Annotated in this window: 13 protein-coding genes; 4 read left to right on the top strand and 9 right to left on the bottom strand. The window is 66.3% G+C overall.

Annotated features, from left to right (window positions below; genetic code table 11):
• Nucleotides 1–70: 70 nt before the first annotated feature.
• The 3 genes from ACEPA4_RS14830 to ACEPA4_RS14820 all read right to left on the bottom strand — a co-directional run bounded on the left by ACEPA4_RS14830 (nucleotide 71) and on the right by ACEPA4_RS14820 (nucleotide 4300).
• The gene (locus ACEPA4_RS14830; protein WP_065179478.1) at nucleotides 71–1720 is read right to left on the bottom strand and encodes a phosphoethanolamine transferase; all 1650 of its coding nucleotides are present in this window, start codon (nucleotides 1718–1720) and stop codon (nucleotides 71–73) included.
• Nucleotides 1717–2484, bottom strand: a complete 768-nt coding sequence (locus ACEPA4_RS14825) for a phosphatase PAP2 family protein (RefSeq protein ID WP_065179477.1) — start codon at nucleotides 2482–2484, stop codon at nucleotides 1717–1719. Before ACEPA4_RS14825 ends, ACEPA4_RS14830 begins: the two co-directional genes overlap by 4 nt.
• 112 nt (nucleotides 2485–2596) lie before the next feature.
• Nucleotides 2597–4300 carry a glycosyltransferase family 39 protein gene (locus ACEPA4_RS14820; RefSeq protein WP_065179476.1) on the bottom strand — a complete coding sequence of 568 codons (1704 nt, stop codon included), beginning with the start codon at nucleotides 4298–4300 and terminating at the stop codon, nucleotides 2597–2599.
• Nucleotides 4301–4430: 130 nt separating this feature from the next.
• Between ACEPA4_RS14820 and ACEPA4_RS14815 the strand changes: the two genes are divergently transcribed.
• The 3 genes from ACEPA4_RS14815 (at nucleotide 4431) to ACEPA4_RS14805 (ending at nucleotide 7788) form a co-directional block, all read left to right on the top strand.
• Nucleotides 4431–5144: a response regulator transcription factor gene (locus ACEPA4_RS14815; protein WP_005418278.1), complete on the top strand. Its 714-nt coding sequence runs from the start codon at nucleotides 4431–4433 to the stop codon at nucleotides 5142–5144.
• Nucleotides 5131–6417, top strand: a complete 1287-nt coding sequence (locus ACEPA4_RS14810; protein WP_005418277.1) for a HAMP domain-containing sensor histidine kinase — start codon at nucleotides 5131–5133, stop codon at nucleotides 6415–6417. Before ACEPA4_RS14815 ends, ACEPA4_RS14810 begins: the two co-directional genes overlap by 14 nt.
• 120 nt (nucleotides 6418–6537) lie before the next feature.
• Nucleotides 6538–7788, top strand: coding sequence for a DUF819 domain-containing protein (locus tag ACEPA4_RS14805; RefSeq protein ID WP_005418276.1), 1251 nt, complete (start codon nucleotides 6538–6540; stop codon nucleotides 7786–7788).
• A 222-nt stretch (nucleotides 7789–8010) separates the two neighbouring features.
• On the opposite strand, the gene ACEPA4_RS14800 is transcribed toward ACEPA4_RS14805, so the two are convergent.
• Nucleotides 8011–8235: a YbdD/YjiX family protein gene (locus ACEPA4_RS14800; RefSeq protein ID WP_005410613.1), complete on the bottom strand. Its 225-nt coding sequence runs from the start codon at nucleotides 8233–8235 to the stop codon at nucleotides 8011–8013.
• Entirely contained in the window at nucleotides 8235–10316 is a 2082-nt protein-coding gene (locus ACEPA4_RS14795; protein WP_005418274.1) for a carbon starvation CstA family protein, read from the bottom strand. The genes ACEPA4_RS14800 and ACEPA4_RS14795 overlap by 1 nt, the downstream gene beginning before the upstream one ends.
• Nucleotides 10317–10531: 215 nt before the next feature.
• On the opposite strand from ACEPA4_RS14795, the gene ACEPA4_RS14790 reads away from it, so the two are divergent.
• Nucleotides 10532–11383: a pirin family protein gene (locus ACEPA4_RS14790; protein WP_053499689.1), complete on the top strand. Its 852-nt coding sequence runs from the start codon at nucleotides 10532–10534 to the stop codon at nucleotides 11381–11383.
• A 128-nt stretch (nucleotides 11384–11511) separates the two neighbouring features.
• Here ACEPA4_RS14790 and ACEPA4_RS14785 read toward each other — a convergent pair whose 3' ends face one another.
• From ACEPA4_RS14785 to ACEPA4_RS14770, 4 genes are all read right to left on the bottom strand, one after another.
• Entirely contained in the window at nucleotides 11512–11970 is a 459-nt protein-coding gene (locus tag ACEPA4_RS14785) for a hypothetical protein (protein WP_032954397.1), read from the bottom strand.
• 196 nt (nucleotides 11971–12166) lie between these two features.
• Nucleotides 12167–12886 (bottom strand): aquaporin Z, encoded by a 720-nt coding sequence (aqpZ, locus tag ACEPA4_RS14780; protein ID WP_139727487.1) that lies wholly within the window; start codon nucleotides 12884–12886, stop codon nucleotides 12167–12169.
• Between the two features lie 121 nt (nucleotides 12887–13007).
• Nucleotides 13008–13871 carry a pirin family protein gene (locus ACEPA4_RS14775; protein ID WP_005418267.1) on the bottom strand — a complete coding sequence of 288 codons (864 nt, stop codon included), beginning with the start codon at nucleotides 13869–13871 and terminating at the stop codon, nucleotides 13008–13010.
• A 660-nt stretch (nucleotides 13872–14531) separates the two neighbouring features.
• The gene (locus tag ACEPA4_RS14770; protein ID WP_262090257.1) at nucleotides 14532–16595 is read right to left on the bottom strand and encodes a 3-hydroxyacyl-CoA dehydrogenase NAD-binding domain-containing protein; all 2064 of its coding nucleotides are present in this window, start codon (nucleotides 16593–16595) and stop codon (nucleotides 14532–14534) included.
• Nucleotides 16596–16780: the final 185 nt, after the last annotated feature.

Genomic DNA, 16780 nt, shown 5'->3' with positions numbered 1-16780 from the left:
CTTCTGCTGTTGCTTCGGCCGTTGCCGTTGCCCCTGCAGGTGCAGGGCTGCAAGCCCTGCCGAACAACCCTCAACCTTCGCAGTTGGCGAACACGTCGCGGTCGCGCTCGTACAGCGCCGTCTTCACCTGCATCAGGCCCAGCACCGACGGGAACAGGTTGTCGTGGTCGGTATACGCCGCCGAACGCTTGCGCACGCACTGCAGATCCAACCCACGGCTGCTGGCGAAGCCCGGCGAGAACCACATCGTCATCGGTACGCGGGTCTGCTCGGCCGGTGCGATCGCATACGGCACGCCATGCAGGAACAGGCCCTTCTCGCCCAGCGATTCACCATGGTCGGACAGGTAGATCATCGCCGTGTCGTAATCCTGCATGCCCTGCAGGGTACCAATGGTCTTGCTCAGGAAATGATCGGTGTACAACACCGCGTTGTCATAGCTGTTGGTGATCTCGTCGCGCGAGCAACGGCCGATGTCACGGGTGTCGCAGGTTGGCTTGAAGCGGGCAAAGGCGGGCGGGTAGCGCTCGAAGTAGGCCGGGCCGTGGTTGCCCAGCTGGTGCAGCACCACCACCCGGTCGCCGGGCTTGGCCCGCACCTGGGTGGCCAGGTCCTGCAGCAGGATCTCGTCCATGCAGCGGCCATCGGCGCACAGGCCCGGTGTAGTGGCGTCGGACAATGACTGGAAGTCCAGGCCCTCGCACACGCCCTTGCAGCCGGACTGGTTGTCACGCCACAGCGGCGCGATGCCGGCGCGATTCAGTACGTGCAGCAGCGACTGGTGCGCACGGATCTTCTTCTCGTCGTAGTCGTGGCGGCCCCACGGCGAGAACAGGCACGGCAGCGAGACCTCCGTGCTGGTGCCGCATGAGTGCATGTCCGGGAAATTGATCACGCTGGCCTGTGCCAGTTCCGGAGTGGTGTTGCGGCCACCGTTGAGGCCCCAGTTCTGCGCACGGACGGTCTCGCCCATGACGATCACCAGCAGGCGCGGCTTGCTGGCCGGGGCGCGTGGCGTGGCCTTGGCGTCGGTGCCGATCGGCAGCTTCGGTGCGCGCTGCACCGGGTTGTCGCCACGCAGCGCACGCGGCATGCCCAGCAGCACGTTGGCCGGGGTGGCGAGGTAACGCACTTCGCGCTGGTTGCGCATCAGTGCCGAAACATCCTGGAACGAGATCAACGCGCCGCCGACGGCGGTCACCGCGGCCACCGCCAGGAACCCCAGTCGCCACAGCAGGCTGCGGCCCCAGCTGCGGCGACGCAGCTGCACGCGCCACAACACCGCCATCGGCAACACCGCCAGCAACAGTACCGGCCACAGCAGCGACACGGTCATCAGCTCGCGGCTTTCCTTGGGGTCGGTCGCCAGCACGTTGCGCAGCATGTCCGCATCCAGGTAGATGTGGTAGCGGCTCATGTAGTGCGCGGCGAATGCGGTCACCAGCAGCAACAGGCTGATCACCACCTTGGCGTTCCAGCGCCAGACCAGGATGCCCAGCAGCACGCCGTGAGCGCCCAGCAGCAACAGCAGCAGCGAAAGCGCGTAGCGCAGGCTGCCTGGATGGCTGGCCATCGCGCTGTGCCAGAACAGGCCATTCCCGGCTACCGCGAAGAACAGGCTGGTCAGCGCGATCAGCGCTTCGGTGGACAGCTGCGGCCGCCAGTGGCGCAGACCCGCAAGGGCGGGGAGGCGGGCGGGCCATTGGACCGATGCACTCATGCGTTTGCCTCCTGGCGGTTGGGACGGTCCCGCTGACGGCGTGTCAGGACGCGTTTGACGATCAGATACAGGCCGAGCGAAAGCAGCCAGCAGATCAATGCGGTGGCGACGTCATGCGAGAGGAAGTGCGCGCCGCGCAGCTGCTGGCTGATGCCGAACACCAGACCGGTGCCAAGACCGATCCACAACCCGGCCCAGCGCCATGAAGGGCGCCACAGCAGGGCAAAAAAGTAAAGGGACAACCATGCATAACCCGCGCTGGCGTGGCCCGCCGGGAAGCAGGCCTGCGCGGCCATGCCTGCGGGGCGCGCCGTGAAAAGCCCGATGAAAGGCTGGTGGCCACCGTAGCGGAGCAGATCCCACGGGCATTCCATCGGCACCAGCGACTTCAGCAGGGAGATCACGCCGGTGCCCAGCGCCAGGGCAAGTACGACATAAAGCAGCGCCCACCGCAGGGTGTGATCGCGTCCTTTACGCCAGTGATGGAAGCACAGCAGGAGCACGACCAGCGCCGCCGCAGTGCTCAACCATTTACCGGCCTTGTGCACGACGCTGCGGGTGATCCAGGCGTCCTGCAATGCCCAATGGCCGCCCTCAAGACGGAACAGGTGGTCGGCCACCCACTGGTCGCCGCCGAACCCCATCAGCAGCGCAAACACGGGCAGACCGATTGCGACAGGCAGCCAAAAGTGAGTTACGGCGAATCTTGACGCCAGTGGCGATGTCGCAAGCGGCGCGATCGAATCAAGGGGACGAACGGGCATGCTGAAGGAAGGCGGGTTCGGGAATCCGCAGTCATGCTCGTCACCTGCATGTCGGAGAAGGGTCGGACGCTCGTTCGCGCCGGGTTAATGCTTGCCCGGCACGAGTCAACGTTCAGTCTTCTTCGGCGGTCGAGCCGGCCCGTTCGGCGTGGCATTGCGGATCCCAGGCCGTACCGGGAAGCAGTTGCCAACGATTCCTGTTGGCAACACCGATATCGATCACCTTGGCCGGATCCACGCAGGGGCTCATCGCCTCGTCCAGCACCAGCAGCCAGCGCTTGTCCGGCGCCTCGGCCACCCACGGGCCGGCGTCGTGCCACTGCTCGGCCCAGGGCCGCTTGAAGCCGAACTCGCGTACCGGGCGGTCAGCCTGCAGCAGGTTCTGCTCGCGCCAGGCGACCAGCGCCAGTTCGGCGTCCGGACCGATCCGTGCGCCGACGCGGCGCATCAGCGCCGATGCCGATGCGTAGGGATCCAGTGCCGGAATCAGCACCAGGCCGTAGAGCATCCACAGCATGCCGTGGGTCAACAGCACCAGTGTCGTGGCGCGGCGCACCCGCAACCAGACGACCAGCGTGGCCAGCGCGATGGCGAAGGTCAGCAGGCCATCACCCAGCACCGGCAGCAGCGCATCGGGCATGGCCCGGCGCTCCAGTTGCGCCAAGGCCCACGGGTGCTCGGTCATCAGCATCACGCCGAGCACGCCGGTGGCCAGCATCAGCACCACGCTGTAGCCGAACAGATAGCGGCGCACGCACAGCCGGCGCAGCAAGCCGGGCAACAACGGCGCACCCGCCAGTGCCATCGCAGGCAGCATCGGCAGCACATAGACCTCGCGCTTGCCCGGGCTGGCGCTGAAGAACACCAGCACCAGCAGCGCCCAGCCCAGCAGCAGCCACTGCCGGCGGTCGCCCCGGCGGATGCGGCGCCACCACGGCTTGAACAGCAGCGGCAGCAGCAGGCTGCCCGGCAGCCATAGGGTCAGGATCACCTGCAGGTAGTACCAGGCCGGTTGGCGATGGTGCCAGGCGTTGGCATAGCGGGTACCGGTCTGCTTGAACAACAGTTCATGCGCGTAGGCCTGCAGTTCGGCGCTGGGCGTGTGCAGCAGCGCCCAGCCCAGCGGGGCAAGCCACACCGACACGCCCAGCAGGAAGGCCGGGATCAGCCACAGCAGCGTTGCCGGGTGGGGGCCGTCCACGCTGCGACCGCGGCGACGCTGGTACAGCCACCAGCCGAACCACGGCAGGACCATCAGCAGCGGCAGGAAACCCACGCCTTTGGTCACCGTGCCGAGGCCAGCGGCGAACCCCGCCAGCCACAAGGCAGCCAGGTTGCGGCGTTCGCACAGGTGGCGCATCAAGCCCCACAGGGCCACCGTGGTCATGCCGACCAGCACCATGTCGATCTGCGCGCGCTTGGCCATCAGGCCAAACTGCAGGGTGCAGAACAGCGCCGCCAGGGCGTACAGGGAATGCCGCGGTGACCACAGTCGGCGTGCCAGATCCGACACCAACCACAGGCTGAGCAGGGCGCCCAGCAGCGACGGCAGCAGGAACGACCACTGCCAGCTGCCGACGATCTCGTAGGCCGCCGCCTGCAGCCACATGAAGACCGGCGGCTTCTCCGCATACAGCTCCACGCCCCGGTGCGGCAGCAGCCATTGCCCGCTTTCGACCATGGTGCGGGCCGCCAGCACGAAGCGCGGCTCGTCCGGTGGCTGCGGCTGCCGAAGGCCGATCCCCGCTGCCAGCGCAGCAACGATCAACAGCCACAACAGGGGCAGGCGCCAACGGCGGGGCAGGGCTACGGGCACGGCAGGCTCCGGGAGCAAAACGGGCATTTTGAGGTGGCGGGGGTTGGAAAAGCGTCAGAGGAGGCCGGGGCGACCGCATTCCGACATGCGCAGCGCTACCATGGTACGAACTTCCGTGGATGTTTCGTGCATGCGTCTGTTGGTGATCGAGGACAACCGCCAGCTGGTGGCCAACCTGTTCGACTACTTCGAGTCGCGCGGGCATGTGCTCGACGTGGCCCCGGACGGCATCACCGGCCTGCACCTGGCCGGCAGCCACCCCTACGACGCGGTGATCCTGGACTGGATGCTGCCACGCATGGAGGGGCCGGAGGTGCTGCGTCGCCTGCGCGCCGAGCACGCTTCGGAGGTGCCGGTGATCATGCTGACCGCGCGCGACGAGCTGCCGGACAAGATCACCGGATTCCGCGCAGGTGCCGACGACTACCTGACCAAGCCGTTCGCCCTGCCCGAGCTGGAAGTTCGGCTGGAGGCGCTGCTGCTGCGTGCGCAGGGCCGAAACCCGCGCAAGCGCCTGCAGGTGGGCGACCTGGTGCTGGACCTGGCGACCCTCGAAGCCCAGCGGGGGGGGCAGGTACTCCACCTGTACCCGGCCTGCCGCAAGCTGCTGGAGGTGCTGATGCGTGCCAGCCCCGGTGCGGTCACCCGCCAACAGCTGGAGTTCGCCCTGTGGGGCGATGAGCCACCGGATGGTGACCTGCTGCGCTCGCATGTCTACGAGCTGCGCCGCAGCGTCGACGGTCCGTTTGCCGACAAGCTGATCCACACCCTGCCGCGGGTTGGTTATCGCCTTGCGGTGACCGCGGCCGCCGGTGCAGGCAAGGATGATGATGAAGGCGCGTAGGCCGGGCCCGCTGTACCGGCGCGTGGTGTGGTGGTTGCTGGGCTACCTGGCCCTGCTGTCGATCGCCGTGTTCAGCGTCGGCAACTACGTGCACGAACACGCCGAACATGCCGCCTGGCGCGCGCTGCTCAATTCCGAACTGGACAGCATCGTCGAGCACGTCGAGCATGAGCCGCACTATCGCTGGCAGGATTCGGACACGCTCAGCCTGTACCGCTTCGATGCAGTCAACCTGCCTGACAGCCTGCGTACGCTGCATCCGGGCCTTCACGACGGCGTGATGATCAAAGGCCGGGAGACGGCGGTGATGGTGCGCGAGACCCGGTCGATGGGACGTGTCGCGCTGGCGCTGGACATCTCCGACTTCCATGACCTGGAGCAGTTCGCCACGCGCTGGGTGATGCTGGCCGGGGTGATCATGATCTTCGTCACCGTGCTGATGGCGTCCTTCGGTATGGAACGCATGGTGCGCCCGTTGAGCCTGCTGGCCCAGCACATCGGCGCATTGCGGCCGGGCGTTCAGGGCCAGCGCATCGAGGTCGACCCGCGCGGCAGTTCCGAGCTGCACACCATCGCCGATGCGCTGAACGACTACCTGGACCGCAACGAGCAGTTCGTCGAGCGTGAGCGGGTCTTCATCAGTACCGCCAGCCATGAACTGCGCACGCCGATCGCAGTGATGACCGGTGCAGCCGAGCTGGCGCTGGAGCAACCGGGCCTGCCCGAACGTGCCCGCCAGCAGATGCAGCGGGTCCTGCGCACGGCACAGAGCGTGGAGCAGCTGATCGAGCTGCTGCTGGTGCTGGCGCGTGATCCTGCGCGCCTGGCCGCGCGTGCCGAGCGCATCGCACTGGACCAGCTGCTGCCGGAGATCGTCGACGACCATCGACACCTGCTCGGCGACAAGGACCTGAGCATCGGTATCCAGGCCGCGCCGGTGGATATCGTCGCGCCGCTGGCGGTGGTGCAGGCGGCGATCGGCAACCTGCTGCGCAATGCCATCGAAAACAGCGGCCGCGGCCATATCGAGCTGCAGCTGAGTTCGTCGGCGGTACTGACGCTGCAGGACCCCGGGCATGGGATGAGCCCGGAGGAGATCGCGGCGATCCACGCGCGCATGGCCCGCGGTGAGCGTGCCGATCGAGGCAGTGGCATCGGCCTGGACCTGATCGCGCGGCTGTGCGAGCACCTGGGCTGGACGCTGCAGTTGCAGCCCTGCCAACCGCGCGGGACGCGTGTCACCCTGGACTTCGGCGCTTCGCGCCCCGCCTGATCGGACGGCCGACTTGCTTCGCGCTGCGGCATGACCCGGCGTGAAGACAGTGTTAATCTCGACCTGCGCCGCTTCATGCGGCGCTTTTTTTTCCCGCTCTTTCGATCGACAGAGGATCCCATGCCGACCGAACCCGCTACTGCCCTGATCAGCAACGATATCGTTGGACTGGGCCTGATTGCCGCCACCCTGGCCCTGATCTTCTGGGCCGCCAGTGGTCCGACCCCGCTGTTGAAGAAGATCTTCGCCTGGGTGCCGGCACTGCTGCTGTGCTATTTCATCCCCGCCATCTACAACACCGCCGGTGTCATCGATGGCCACAACACCTCGCTGTACAACCCGGTCGCGCGTGACGTGCTGCTGCCGGCCGCGCTGGTCCTGCTGACGCTGTCGATCGACCTCAAGGGCGTCATCAAGCTGGGGCCGAAGCTGTTGCTTGTGTTCTGTGCCGGTACCGCTGGCATCATGCTCGGTGCGATCGTCTCCTTCCAGCTGATGAAGCTGATCCATCCGGAAACGGTGGCCGGTGATACCTGGGCCGGCATGGCCGCACTGGCCGGCAGCTGGATCGGTGGCGGCGCCAACATGGTCGCCATGCGTGAGGTGTTCGGCACCGATGCCACCACCTTCGGCCAGTTCGCCGTGGTCGACGTGGCCTGCGCCAGCCTGTGGATGGCGATCCTGCTGTTCCTGGCCAACCGCGCGCAGCAGATCGACACCCGCAACGGGGCCGATACGCGCGCCATCGACGAGATGAAGGCACGCATCAGCGCCTACGAGGCACAGAACGCGCGCATTCCCAGCATGACCGACCTGATGGTGATCGTCGGCGTGGCACTGGGTGGCGTCGGCCTGGCCCACGCCATCGCCGCACCGCTGTCGGGCTGGTTCAAGGCCAACGTCAGCTGGGCCAGCCAGTTCAGCCTGGACAGCCAGTTCGTGTGGGTGATCCTGCTGTCCACGGCGATGGGGCTGGGCCTGAGCTTCACCCGTGCGCGCCGGCTGGAAGCCGCAGGCGCTTCGCGGTTGGGCACGGTGTTCCTGTACTTTCTGATCGCCTGCATCGGCATGCAGATGAACCTGCTGTCGCTGCTGGATCGGCCGTGGCTGTTCCTGCTCGGCGCGATCTGGATGGCCACGCATGTGCTGGTGCTGTGGGTGGTGGCCAAGCTGCTGCGCGCGCCGCTGTTCTTCTTCGCGATCGGTTCGCAGGGCAACATCGGGGCGGCCGCCTCGGCACCGGTGGTTGCTGCGGCGTTCCACCCGACGCTGGCGCCGGTGGGGGTGCTGCTGGGTACGGTGGGCTATGCCACCGGTACCGGGTTGGCTTATGTCACCGGCCTGATCCTGAAGTGGATGGCCGGCGCCTGAGTTCTGACCGGACGATCCTGTTGCGGGTTCGCGGCGTGCGCCGCGAACCCGCTCTGCCCGTGTAGTGCCGAGCCCGCGCTCGGCATTCTTTCAAAGAAGGGGTCAGATCCGTTTCCCGGAGGAAACGGATCTGACCCCGGACACCATTCGATCAGCGGCGGTCTTCATCCACGCATGGCGTGAATCTACTGAAGGCCGCTGCAGCGCTGTCGAACCCGAGCATCAACAGCAGCGGCCACCATTGCGCCCGCCGTAGCGCGCTTCCTGGCGCTCGCGGAAGAACGTCTTGTAGTCCATCGGCTCCTGGTCCGGATGCTTTTCCAGCATATGCCGGACGTAGTTGTCGTAATCAGGAATGCCACAGCACAGTCGTGCGGTCTGCACCAGGCGCCGCCAGATGCGGCGGTGCGCCTGGTACTGGCCGGCGGGAACCAGTTGCGTACTCATCACAGATCCACCATTTCATGCGGCTTCAGCGCCACGTAAGGGGTCTCGCGGTCGCTGCGCTGCGGATTGCGGCGTGCCGCCAGGATGGTCTTGATCGAATACACCAGGACTGCGCCCACCACCAGCAGGAACAGCGCGGTCAGGCCGGTATTGACGTAGGCGTTGACCACGATCTGCTTCATCTGCGCCACCGACTTGGCCGGCGCCGTGATCGTGTCGCTGGCGAGCGCGGCCTGGAACTTGTGTGCCTGTGCCAGGAAACCCTGCGCCGGGTTGCTGTCAAAGATCTTGATGAAGCCGGCATAGGTGGTGCAGATCAGCAGCCACACCGCCGGTACCGCAGTGACCCACGCATAGCGGTCGCGCTTCATCTTGAACAGCACTACCGTGCCCAGCATCAGCGCGATACCGGCCAGCATCTGGTTGGAGATGCCGAACAACGGCCACAGGGTCTGGATGCCGCCGAACGGATCGACCACACCGGTGTAGAGCAGGTAGCCCCACAGCGCCACGCAGCCGGCGGTACCGATGATGTTGGCGGTCCACGACTCGGTCTTCTTCAGCGCCGGCACGAAGTTGCCCAGCAGGTCCTGCAGCATGAAGCGTCCAGCACGGGTGCCGGCGTCCACCGCGGTCAGGATGAACAATGCTTCGAACAGGATCGCGAAGTGGTACCAGAACGCCATCATTGCGTCGCTGCCACTGGGGATTGCTTCGTGCAGGATCTGCGCGATGCCCACCGCCAGTGTCGGCGCGCCACCTGCACGATGCAGGATGGTCGGCTCGCCGATCGCCGCCGCGGTCGCGGTCAGCTGCTCCGGCGTGATGGTGAAGCCCCAGGTGTTGGTGATGTAGTGCGCCGCCGACGCAGCATCGGCACCGATCACCGCGGCCGGGCTGTTCATCGCGAAGTAGATGCCCGGGTCGATGATCGATGCGGCCACCAGTGCCATCACCGCCACGAACGATTCCATCAGCATGCCGCCGTAGCCGATGTAGCGCATGTGCGCTTCATTGGCCAGCAGCTTCGGCGTGGTGCCGGAGGAAATCAGCGCATGGAAACCAGAGACCGCACCGCAGGCGATGGTGATGAACAGGAACGGGAACATGCCGCCCTTCCACACCGGGCCGTCGCCACTGGCGGCGAACTGGGTCAGCGCCGGCATCTTCAGTTCCGGCATCACGATCAGGATGCCGACGGCCAGCGCGATGATCGTGCCGATCTTGAGGAAGGTCGACAGGTAGTCGCGCGGGGCCAGCAACAGCCACACCGGCAGCACCGATGCGACGAAGCCGTAGCCGATCAGCATCCAGGTGATCTGGGTGCCAGTGAACGTGAACGCCGGGCCCCACACCGGGTCGGCGGCGACCTTGCCGCCGTACCAGATCGCGGCCAGCAGCAGGATCAGGCCGACCACCGAGATCTCGCCGATCTTGCCGGGGCGGATATAGCGCATGTACACGCCCATCAGGATGGCGATAGGCATCGTCGCGATTACCGTGAACATGCCCCACGGGCTTTCGGCCAGCGCCTTGACCACCACCATCGCCAGCACCGCCAGGATGATGATCATGATCAGGAACGCACCGAACAACGCGATGGTGCCGGGTACCTGGCCCATCTCTTCTCGTACCAGGTCGCCCAGCGAACGGCCGTTGCGACGGCTGGACAGGAACAGCACCATGAAGTCCTGCACCGCACCGGCCAGCACCACGCCCACCACCAGCCACAGCAGTCCAGGCAGGTAGCCCATCTGCGCGGCCAGGACCGGGCCGACCAGCGGGCCGGCGCCGGCGATGGCGGCGAAGTGGTGGCCGAACAATACGTGCTTGTTGGTGGGCACGTAGTCCAGGCCATCGTTGTTGATCACCGCCGGCGTGGCCCGGGTCGGATCGAGCTGCATCACCTTGTTGGCGATGAACAGGCTGTAGAAGCGGTAGGCCACCAGGTACAGCGACACCGCGGCGACGACGATCCACAGCGCATTGATGTGTTCGCCGCGGCGCAGGGCCACGGTGCCCAGACAGAAGGCGCCGAGCAGGGCGAGGACCGCCCAGCCTATTTTGGAAAACCCTTTCATGAGGTGCTCTCTCCCGGAAAGACAGTCAAAGAGTCCCGCGTGCCCTCGACAGGGTCAATTGGCACAGGACGAATCGGCGGTAGTACTTTGGTCGTACGCTTGTTGTGCTGACGTGCAGCGAACATCAGGGATGGAACAATCGGTTGCGGCGCCGTCCATTGGCGTGTGGCCGTGCGGCGTCCATCTTCAGTGGCATCCATCCAACAGGAGTCGCCATGAGCTTTCCCGAACCGGTCCGCGTGCTGCGGACCATCCGTGGCATGCCCACCTCCGACGGTGCCGGCGTGCGCCTGACCCGCGTCATCGGTGGCCCGACGCTGCCCGACCTCGATCCGTTCCTGCTGCTCGATGAATTCGGCACCGACCGCGCCGAGGACTACATCGCCGGTTTCCCGGAGCATCCGCACCGCGGATTCGAGACCGTCACCTACATGCTCGACGGGCGCATGCGGCATCGCGACAACCATGGCAACGAAGGCCTGCTGACCCCGGGCAGCGTGCAGTGGATGACCGCTGGCCGTGGCCTGGTGCATTCGGAGATGCCCGAGCAGGAGAGCGGGCAGATGCGCGGTTTCCAGCTGTGGGTGAATCTGCCGGCGAAGGAGAAGATGACCGAGCCGAAGTACCAGGAGTTCGCGCCTGAGCGGATTCCGGTGGTGCACCCGGAAGCGGGCGTGGAGGTGAAGGTGATTGCTGGCACGGTCGATGGCACCCGCGGCCCGATCGTGCAACCGGCCACCGACCCGCTCTACCTCGACATCACGCTGGCGCCCGACCGTGCCTGGACCTATGCGCTGCCGGAAGGGCACAACGCCTTTGCGTACGTATTCGAAGGTGGCGTGACCGTGGGTGAGCAGGACGCCGCGCGCGACGTCGCCCGCCAGGAACTGGCGGTGCTGGGCGGTGGCGAGCAGTTGCACATCTCGGCCGGCAATGAAGGCGCGCGCCTGATCCTGGTGGCCGGCCGTCCGCTGCGCGAACCGGTGATGCGCCACGGGCCGTTCGTGATGAACACGCGGCAGGAACTGATGCAGGCCTTCGTCGATTTCCAGGAAGGCAAGTTCTGACGTAGTACCGGCCGCTGGCCGGCAACTGCCTCGCATGGAGGCGGATCGGGGTGCCGGCCAGCGACCGGCACAACCGTTGGATGGGGTCGCGCTGCGGGGATGCTGCCAGGCAGTCATCCCCGTCATCCTCAGCGCCCGGCGGCCACGGCCGACGGGGTCAGGCTCATGCCCTGCGCCAGCTGTTGCAGTGACCCCAGCTCCTGCGCGCTGTCCGGATACAGCGAAATCTGCGCGTAACGCCCCTTGTCGAGCTTGACCACGCTGATGCGCCGTTCGGCATACCCCGGCGGTTGCTGGCCGCCCAGGTCGGGCTGGTACCAGTACAGCGATTCACCGCCGAAGCTGCCTTTTTCCTGCCGCAGCGAGCGGTTCAGCGGAATGGACGGGTCACGCGCGCTGAGCATCAGGCTCAGCACTTCGCGGCCATCAGGGGTGCTGGCGCGGCAGACCAGGAAATCGGCCTGCACCTGCTGCTGCCACTGCAGACCGCTGCTGGCCGGCAGCGAAGGACATTCGGACGGCGCCTGCGCGGCGGCGTGGGCCGCAGCGAAAAGCAGGCTCGACAACATGACAGGCACGAACTTCATGCATCCCCCAAGGTGATGAATTGGTTGGCTTCGCCAGCAGAGCCGGCGACCATGGCATCCCATCCCCGGACGCCCCCCATCCGGCATGTGCACGGACGGTCAACTCAACCTTAACGGAACGTGAGCAATCGCACAATTCGCGGTTGCAAGCGCAACCATTGCGGCCGAGGGTCGGCCGCAATGGTTGCTGCGGGGATCAGCGGTCGTTGCCGATCCACTTGTAGATCAGGCCGCCAATCGCGCCACCCAGCAACGGGGCGACCCAGAACAGCCACAACTGGCTGACCGCACCGCTGCCGGCGAAGAAGGCAACGGCCGTGGAGCGGGCCGGGTTCACCGAGGTGTTGGTGACCGGGATGCTGATCAGGTGGATCAGGGTCAGCGACAGGCCGATCGCCAGCGGGGCGAACCCGGCCGGTGCCTTGCCGTGGGTGGAGCCCATGATCACGATCAGGAACACCGCGGTCAGGACCACTTCGCACAGGAAGGCCGCAGCCACGCTGTAACCACCGGGCGACAGCGCGCCATAGCCATTGCTGGCGAACGCTCCGGCCTGGCTGCCATCGATGGCGAAGCCGCTGGCGCCGGAGGCGATCTGCAGCAGGATGAAGCCGGCCAGCAGGCCGCCCGCAACCTGGGCGATGATGTACGGCACCAGGTCCTTGGTCGGGAAACGACCACTGGCCCACAGGCCGACGCTGACCGCCGGATTGAAGTGCGCACCGGAGATATGGCCGAACGCATAGGCGCCGGTCACCACGGTCAGGCCGAAGGCGAGCGCCACGCCGAGGAAGCCGATACCCAGCGGATTGCCGTCACCACCGAACTTGGCGGCCAGCACTGCACTGCCACAGCCACCCAGAACCAGCCAGAACGTGCCGAGGAACTCGGCGGACAAGCGTTTACCCATGCTCATGTGTTGCACTCCTTTGACGGTCGAAAGTGTGATTTATGTCACATTTCAATGATCAGCGGGTGACTGTAGCGTCAACGCCGGGTGCAGGAATACACCCTCGGATGTGTGCAACACGCGATGCTCAGTACTGCGGCAGCGGGATGAACTCCTTGTCGTCGCCGGGGATGGTGCCGAAGCGACCGGCTTCCCAATCGTGCTTCGCCTGCTCGATACGCTCTTTCGAGCTGGACACGAAGTTCCACCACAGGTGGCGCGGGCCATCCAGCGGCTCGCCACCGAACAGCATCGCCTTCACCGGTGTCTTTGCGCGCAGGCGGCCGCGTGCGCCGGCTTCGGGGATGACCAGGTGCTGTGCGGGAATGTCCACGCCATCCAACTGCGCGTCGCCCTCAAGGATGTACAACGCGCGCTCGCGGTGACCGTCGTCGATGTCGATTTCCGCGTCCGGGTCCAGATCGATCGCCACATTGAGCGTATCGGCGAACACTTTCACCGGCGATTCCTCGCCATAGGCGCGGCCAGCGATCACCCGAAGCCAGGCACCCTTGCGGCGCTGCTCGGGCAGGGTGGCAGCGGCATGGTGATAGAACGCCGGCTCGATTTCCTCATGCGACTTCGGCAACGCGACCCAGGTCTGCATGCCGTGGATCGGGTTGTCATGGTCGCGGTCCGATTGTGGCGTGCGTTCGGAATGGGCGATGCCGCGGCCGGCGGTCATCCAGTTGACGTCACCGGGACGAATCACCTGATCCGAGCCCAGGGTGTCGCGGTGGCCGATGGCGCCCGACCACAGATAGGTAACCGTGGCCAGGCCGATGTGCGGATGCGGGCGCACGTCGATGGCGGTGCCGGGGTGCATCAGTGCCGGGCCCATCTGGTCGACGAACACGAACGAGCCGATGCTGCGCGCCTGCAGGGTGGGGACGGCGCGGCGGACTTCGAGGCCGCCGATGTCGTGCACGCGCGGGGCGATGATGGTGGTCATGCGGGCGTTCTCGCTGGCAGGGATCAGGTGGTCAGCATCGCATGCGGCTGTGACGGGGACATGCCTCGTATGGGTAACAGGGTGTTCCAGCCAACGGCGCAGCCCCTCGTGGCTGGTTGCTTGGTCGCTGAAGGCAGAAGCAAAAGCAGAAACCGCGCTTGGCCGGGCGGGTGGGTGGCGCAGGACACGCCGTAAACCCGTCCATGGGGGCTCGATGGCGCCATCCATGGCGCCAACGGTCCTGCGCAACCCACCCGCCCGACCTCTGACAGTTTCCGTGTGCGTCCAGCCACGGAGAAGAAAATAGAAAATCAAACGCCGGTCGCTTCGCTCTTGGTGTCGACCAAGGTCGACACCCGCCAGTTCGTAATGATCCGTGCTGAACAAGGTCGACACCTACAGCCATCGCAGTTCACCCACCGTCACCGGGAAACTGTCAGGGGTGGGGCGGAGTCGGGTTGCGGGGTGTCCGCGGCATGGATGCCGCGGCCAAGCCCCCAAAGACGGGTTTACGGCGTCCCCGCAACCCGACACCGCCCCGCCCAACAAACAGAAAAGCCAGAGCCGGCTGTTGCTCTGGCTCTGGCTCTGGCTCTGGGTTTGGCTTTTGCTTCGGCGGTTGCCTCTGCGGGTACCGGGCCGCAGGCCCGGCCGATCAACTCAAACCACTGGTTCGCGCAGGGCGGGGTTGTCCCAGCCCGGGCGCGGGGCGAAACGGTCGCCGTGGCGCTGCTGCAGCGCCTTCAACCGCTCGACGATCGCATCGGCACCGACCGCACGGATGTGCTGGATCGGACCGCCGCGGAACGGGGCGAAACCGGTGCCGAAGATCACGCCGGCATCCAGCAGGTCCGCATCGGCCACCACGCCTTCGTGCAGGCACGCCACTGCCTCGTTCAACAGCGGCAGGATCAGGCGGTCTTCCAGGTCGGCCGGGGCCTGGTAGTCGCTGGCCACGTCCGGCTTCTTCGGCTTGCCGTTTTCCCAGGTGTAGATGCCCTGGCCATCCTTCTTGCCACGCTTGTCCGGTTCCACCGTCTGCAGCGCGGCCGGAATCTGCAGGCCCAGGAACGGTGCCAGTTCGCGGCCGACTCCGGCGGCCACGTCCAGGCCGACGGTATCGATCAGTTCGATCGGGCCCATCGGCATGCCGAACTTCACTGCGGCCTTGTCGATCACCGGGCCCGGGACGCCTTCGGCGTAGGCGGTGGCCGCTTCCAGCATGTACGGGAACAGCACGCGGTTGACCAGGAAGCCCGGACTGCCGGCCACCGGCACCGGGAACTTGCCCAGCGCCTTGCAGAACGCGGCCAGGCGGCGCTGGGTCTCCGGCGCCATGCCATCGTGGTGGATGATTTCCACCAGCGGCATCTGCGCTACCGGGTTGAAGTAGTGCAGGCCGGCGAACTGCGCCGGGCGCTGGATGTGATCGCGCAGTTCCACCAGTGGGATCGACGAGGTATTGGTGGTCAGCAGGGCGTCCTGCTTCATCTTCGGTTCCAGCGTCTGGTACAGCGCACGCTTGGCTTCCGGGTTCTCGATGATCGCCTCGATCACCAGATCCGCTTCGGCAACCCCATTGCCTTCCAGGTCGGCACGCAGGCGTGCGGCCACGGCGGGGCGCTTGCTTTCGTCGCGCACCTTCTTGGCGAACAGCGCCTGCGCGCGTTCCATGGCCGGGTCGATGAAGCGCTGCTCGCGGTCCTGCAGGGTCACCTCGAAGCCCTTGTAAGCGGCCCACGCGGCGATGTCGCCGCCCATCACGCCGGCGCCGACCACGTGCACGTGACGGATGCCGGAATCACCACTGCCCAGGCCCTTCAGTCGCTCGGTGAGGAAGAAGATACGGATCAGATTGCGCGCGGTCGGTGTACTGGCCAGCTTGACCACGGCGCGCCGCTCGGCGTCCAGGCGGGCCTGGATGGGCTTGCCGCCACTGCGTTGCCAGGTGCTGATCAGCGCGTACGGCGCCGGGTACTGGTCCTTCTTCGCCTTGCGTGCGACCTGCTTGACCATCTGCGGCGCCAGCAGCCTGCGTGCCAGCCAGGTGTTGGTGGCCCATGCCGTCGCGCGCTGCTTGAACGGGCGGGTGGTGCCGGACAGCGCCAGCGCGACGGCGGTGTCGAGCACCACCGCTGGCGCCACCACCTTGTCGACCAGGCCGATGCCACGCGCGGCCGAGGCCGACAGGGTGCGGCCGGTCAGCATCAAGTCCATTGCCGCCGGCGCGCCCACCAACTGCGGCAGGCGGGCGCTGCCGCCCCAGCCCGGGAAGATGCCAAGCTGGGTTTCCGGCAGGCCGATGCGGGTGCTGCTGTCATTGGACGCCACGCGGTAGCGGCAGGCCAGCGCCAGTTCGGTGCCGCCTCCCAGGCAGTGGCCGTGGATCGCCGCAACGGTGGGGCAGGGCAGCTCGGCCAGCTTCTGATAGGTGGCCTGGCCACGACGGATCGCGTCATTGACGGTGCCGCGACGGTCGAATTCCTGGAACTCCTTCAGGTCGGCACCGGCAATGAAGCCGGCCTTCTTCAGCGACTGGACCACCACGCCCTTGGGTGGGTCCAGCGCGATGCGCTCAAGCAGGTCGCCCAGCTCCAGCAGCACGTCCTGCGACATCGCGTTGACGCTGCTGTCCTGACGATCCAGGGAGAGAACCACCACGCCGTCGTCGCGGATCTCGGGGTGCCAGTGGCTGAAGCGGAGACCATCGAAGCCTGAAAGCATGGACGTTCCATCCGGTTGTGTATGGAGAAGCGGCTATGATCCAGAGGTTGTTTCCCTCGCGTCAAATCCCAATAGCAGGGGAGTGGCGCCCCCGGATCCATGGCCGTGGACCGGGACGCTAACGGAACGGTGGTTAAAAGCTGGTGCGGCGCCAGGTGATCGGCGACTGAACTTTTCCCGGGATT

This window comes from Stenotrophomonas sp. P2112 (assembly GCF_041897515.1).
GTDB classification, from domain to species: domain Bacteria; phylum Pseudomonadota; class Gammaproteobacteria; order Xanthomonadales; family Xanthomonadaceae; genus Stenotrophomonas; species Stenotrophomonas sepilia.
The sequence above is the reverse complement of the archived record's forward strand: the minus strand, read 5'-3'. Positions and strand labels throughout refer to the sequence as shown.

Excerpts from the sequence above, each read along its gene's own strand:
- ACEPA4_RS14775 (WP_005418267.1), bottom strand. The coding sequence starts at position 13,871 with ATGACCACCATCATCGCCCCGCGCGTGCACGACATCGGCGGCCTCGAA.
- ACEPA4_RS14810 (WP_005418277.1), top strand. The coding sequence starts at position 5,131 with ATGAAGGCGCGTAGGCCGGGCCCGCTGTACCGGCGCGTGGTGTGGTGG.
- ACEPA4_RS14795 (WP_005418274.1), bottom strand. The coding sequence starts at position 10,316 with ATGAAAGGGTTTTCCAAAATAGGCTGGGCGGTCCTCGCCCTGCTCGGC.
- ACEPA4_RS14785 (WP_032954397.1), bottom strand. The coding sequence starts at position 11,970 with ATGAAGTTCGTGCCTGTCATGTTGTCGAGCCTGCTTTTCGCTGCGGCC.
- ACEPA4_RS14800 (WP_005410613.1), bottom strand. The coding sequence starts at position 8,235 with ATGAGTACGCAACTGGTTCCCGCCGGCCAGTACCAGGCGCACCGCCGC.
- ACEPA4_RS14790 (WP_053499689.1), top strand. The coding sequence starts at position 10,532 with ATGAGCTTTCCCGAACCGGTCCGCGTGCTGCGGACCATCCGTGGCATG.
- ACEPA4_RS14815 (WP_005418278.1), top strand. The coding sequence starts at position 4,431 with ATGCGTCTGTTGGTGATCGAGGACAACCGCCAGCTGGTGGCCAACCTG.
- ACEPA4_RS14805 (WP_005418276.1), top strand. The coding sequence starts at position 6,538 with ATGCCGACCGAACCCGCTACTGCCCTGATCAGCAACGATATCGTTGGA.
- ACEPA4_RS14770 (WP_262090257.1), bottom strand. The coding sequence starts at position 16,595 with ATGCTTTCAGGCTTCGATGGTCTCCGCTTCAGCCACTGGCACCCCGAG.
- ACEPA4_RS14830 (WP_065179478.1), bottom strand. The coding sequence starts at position 1,720 with ATGAGTGCATCGGTCCAATGGCCCGCCCGCCTCCCCGCCCTTGCGGGT.
- ACEPA4_RS14825 (WP_065179477.1), bottom strand. The coding sequence starts at position 2,484 with ATGCCCGTTCGTCCCCTTGATTCGATCGCGCCGCTTGCGACATCGCCA.
- aqpZ (WP_139727487.1), bottom strand. The coding sequence starts at position 12,886 with ATGAGCATGGGTAAACGCTTGTCCGCCGAGTTCCTCGGCACGTTCTGG.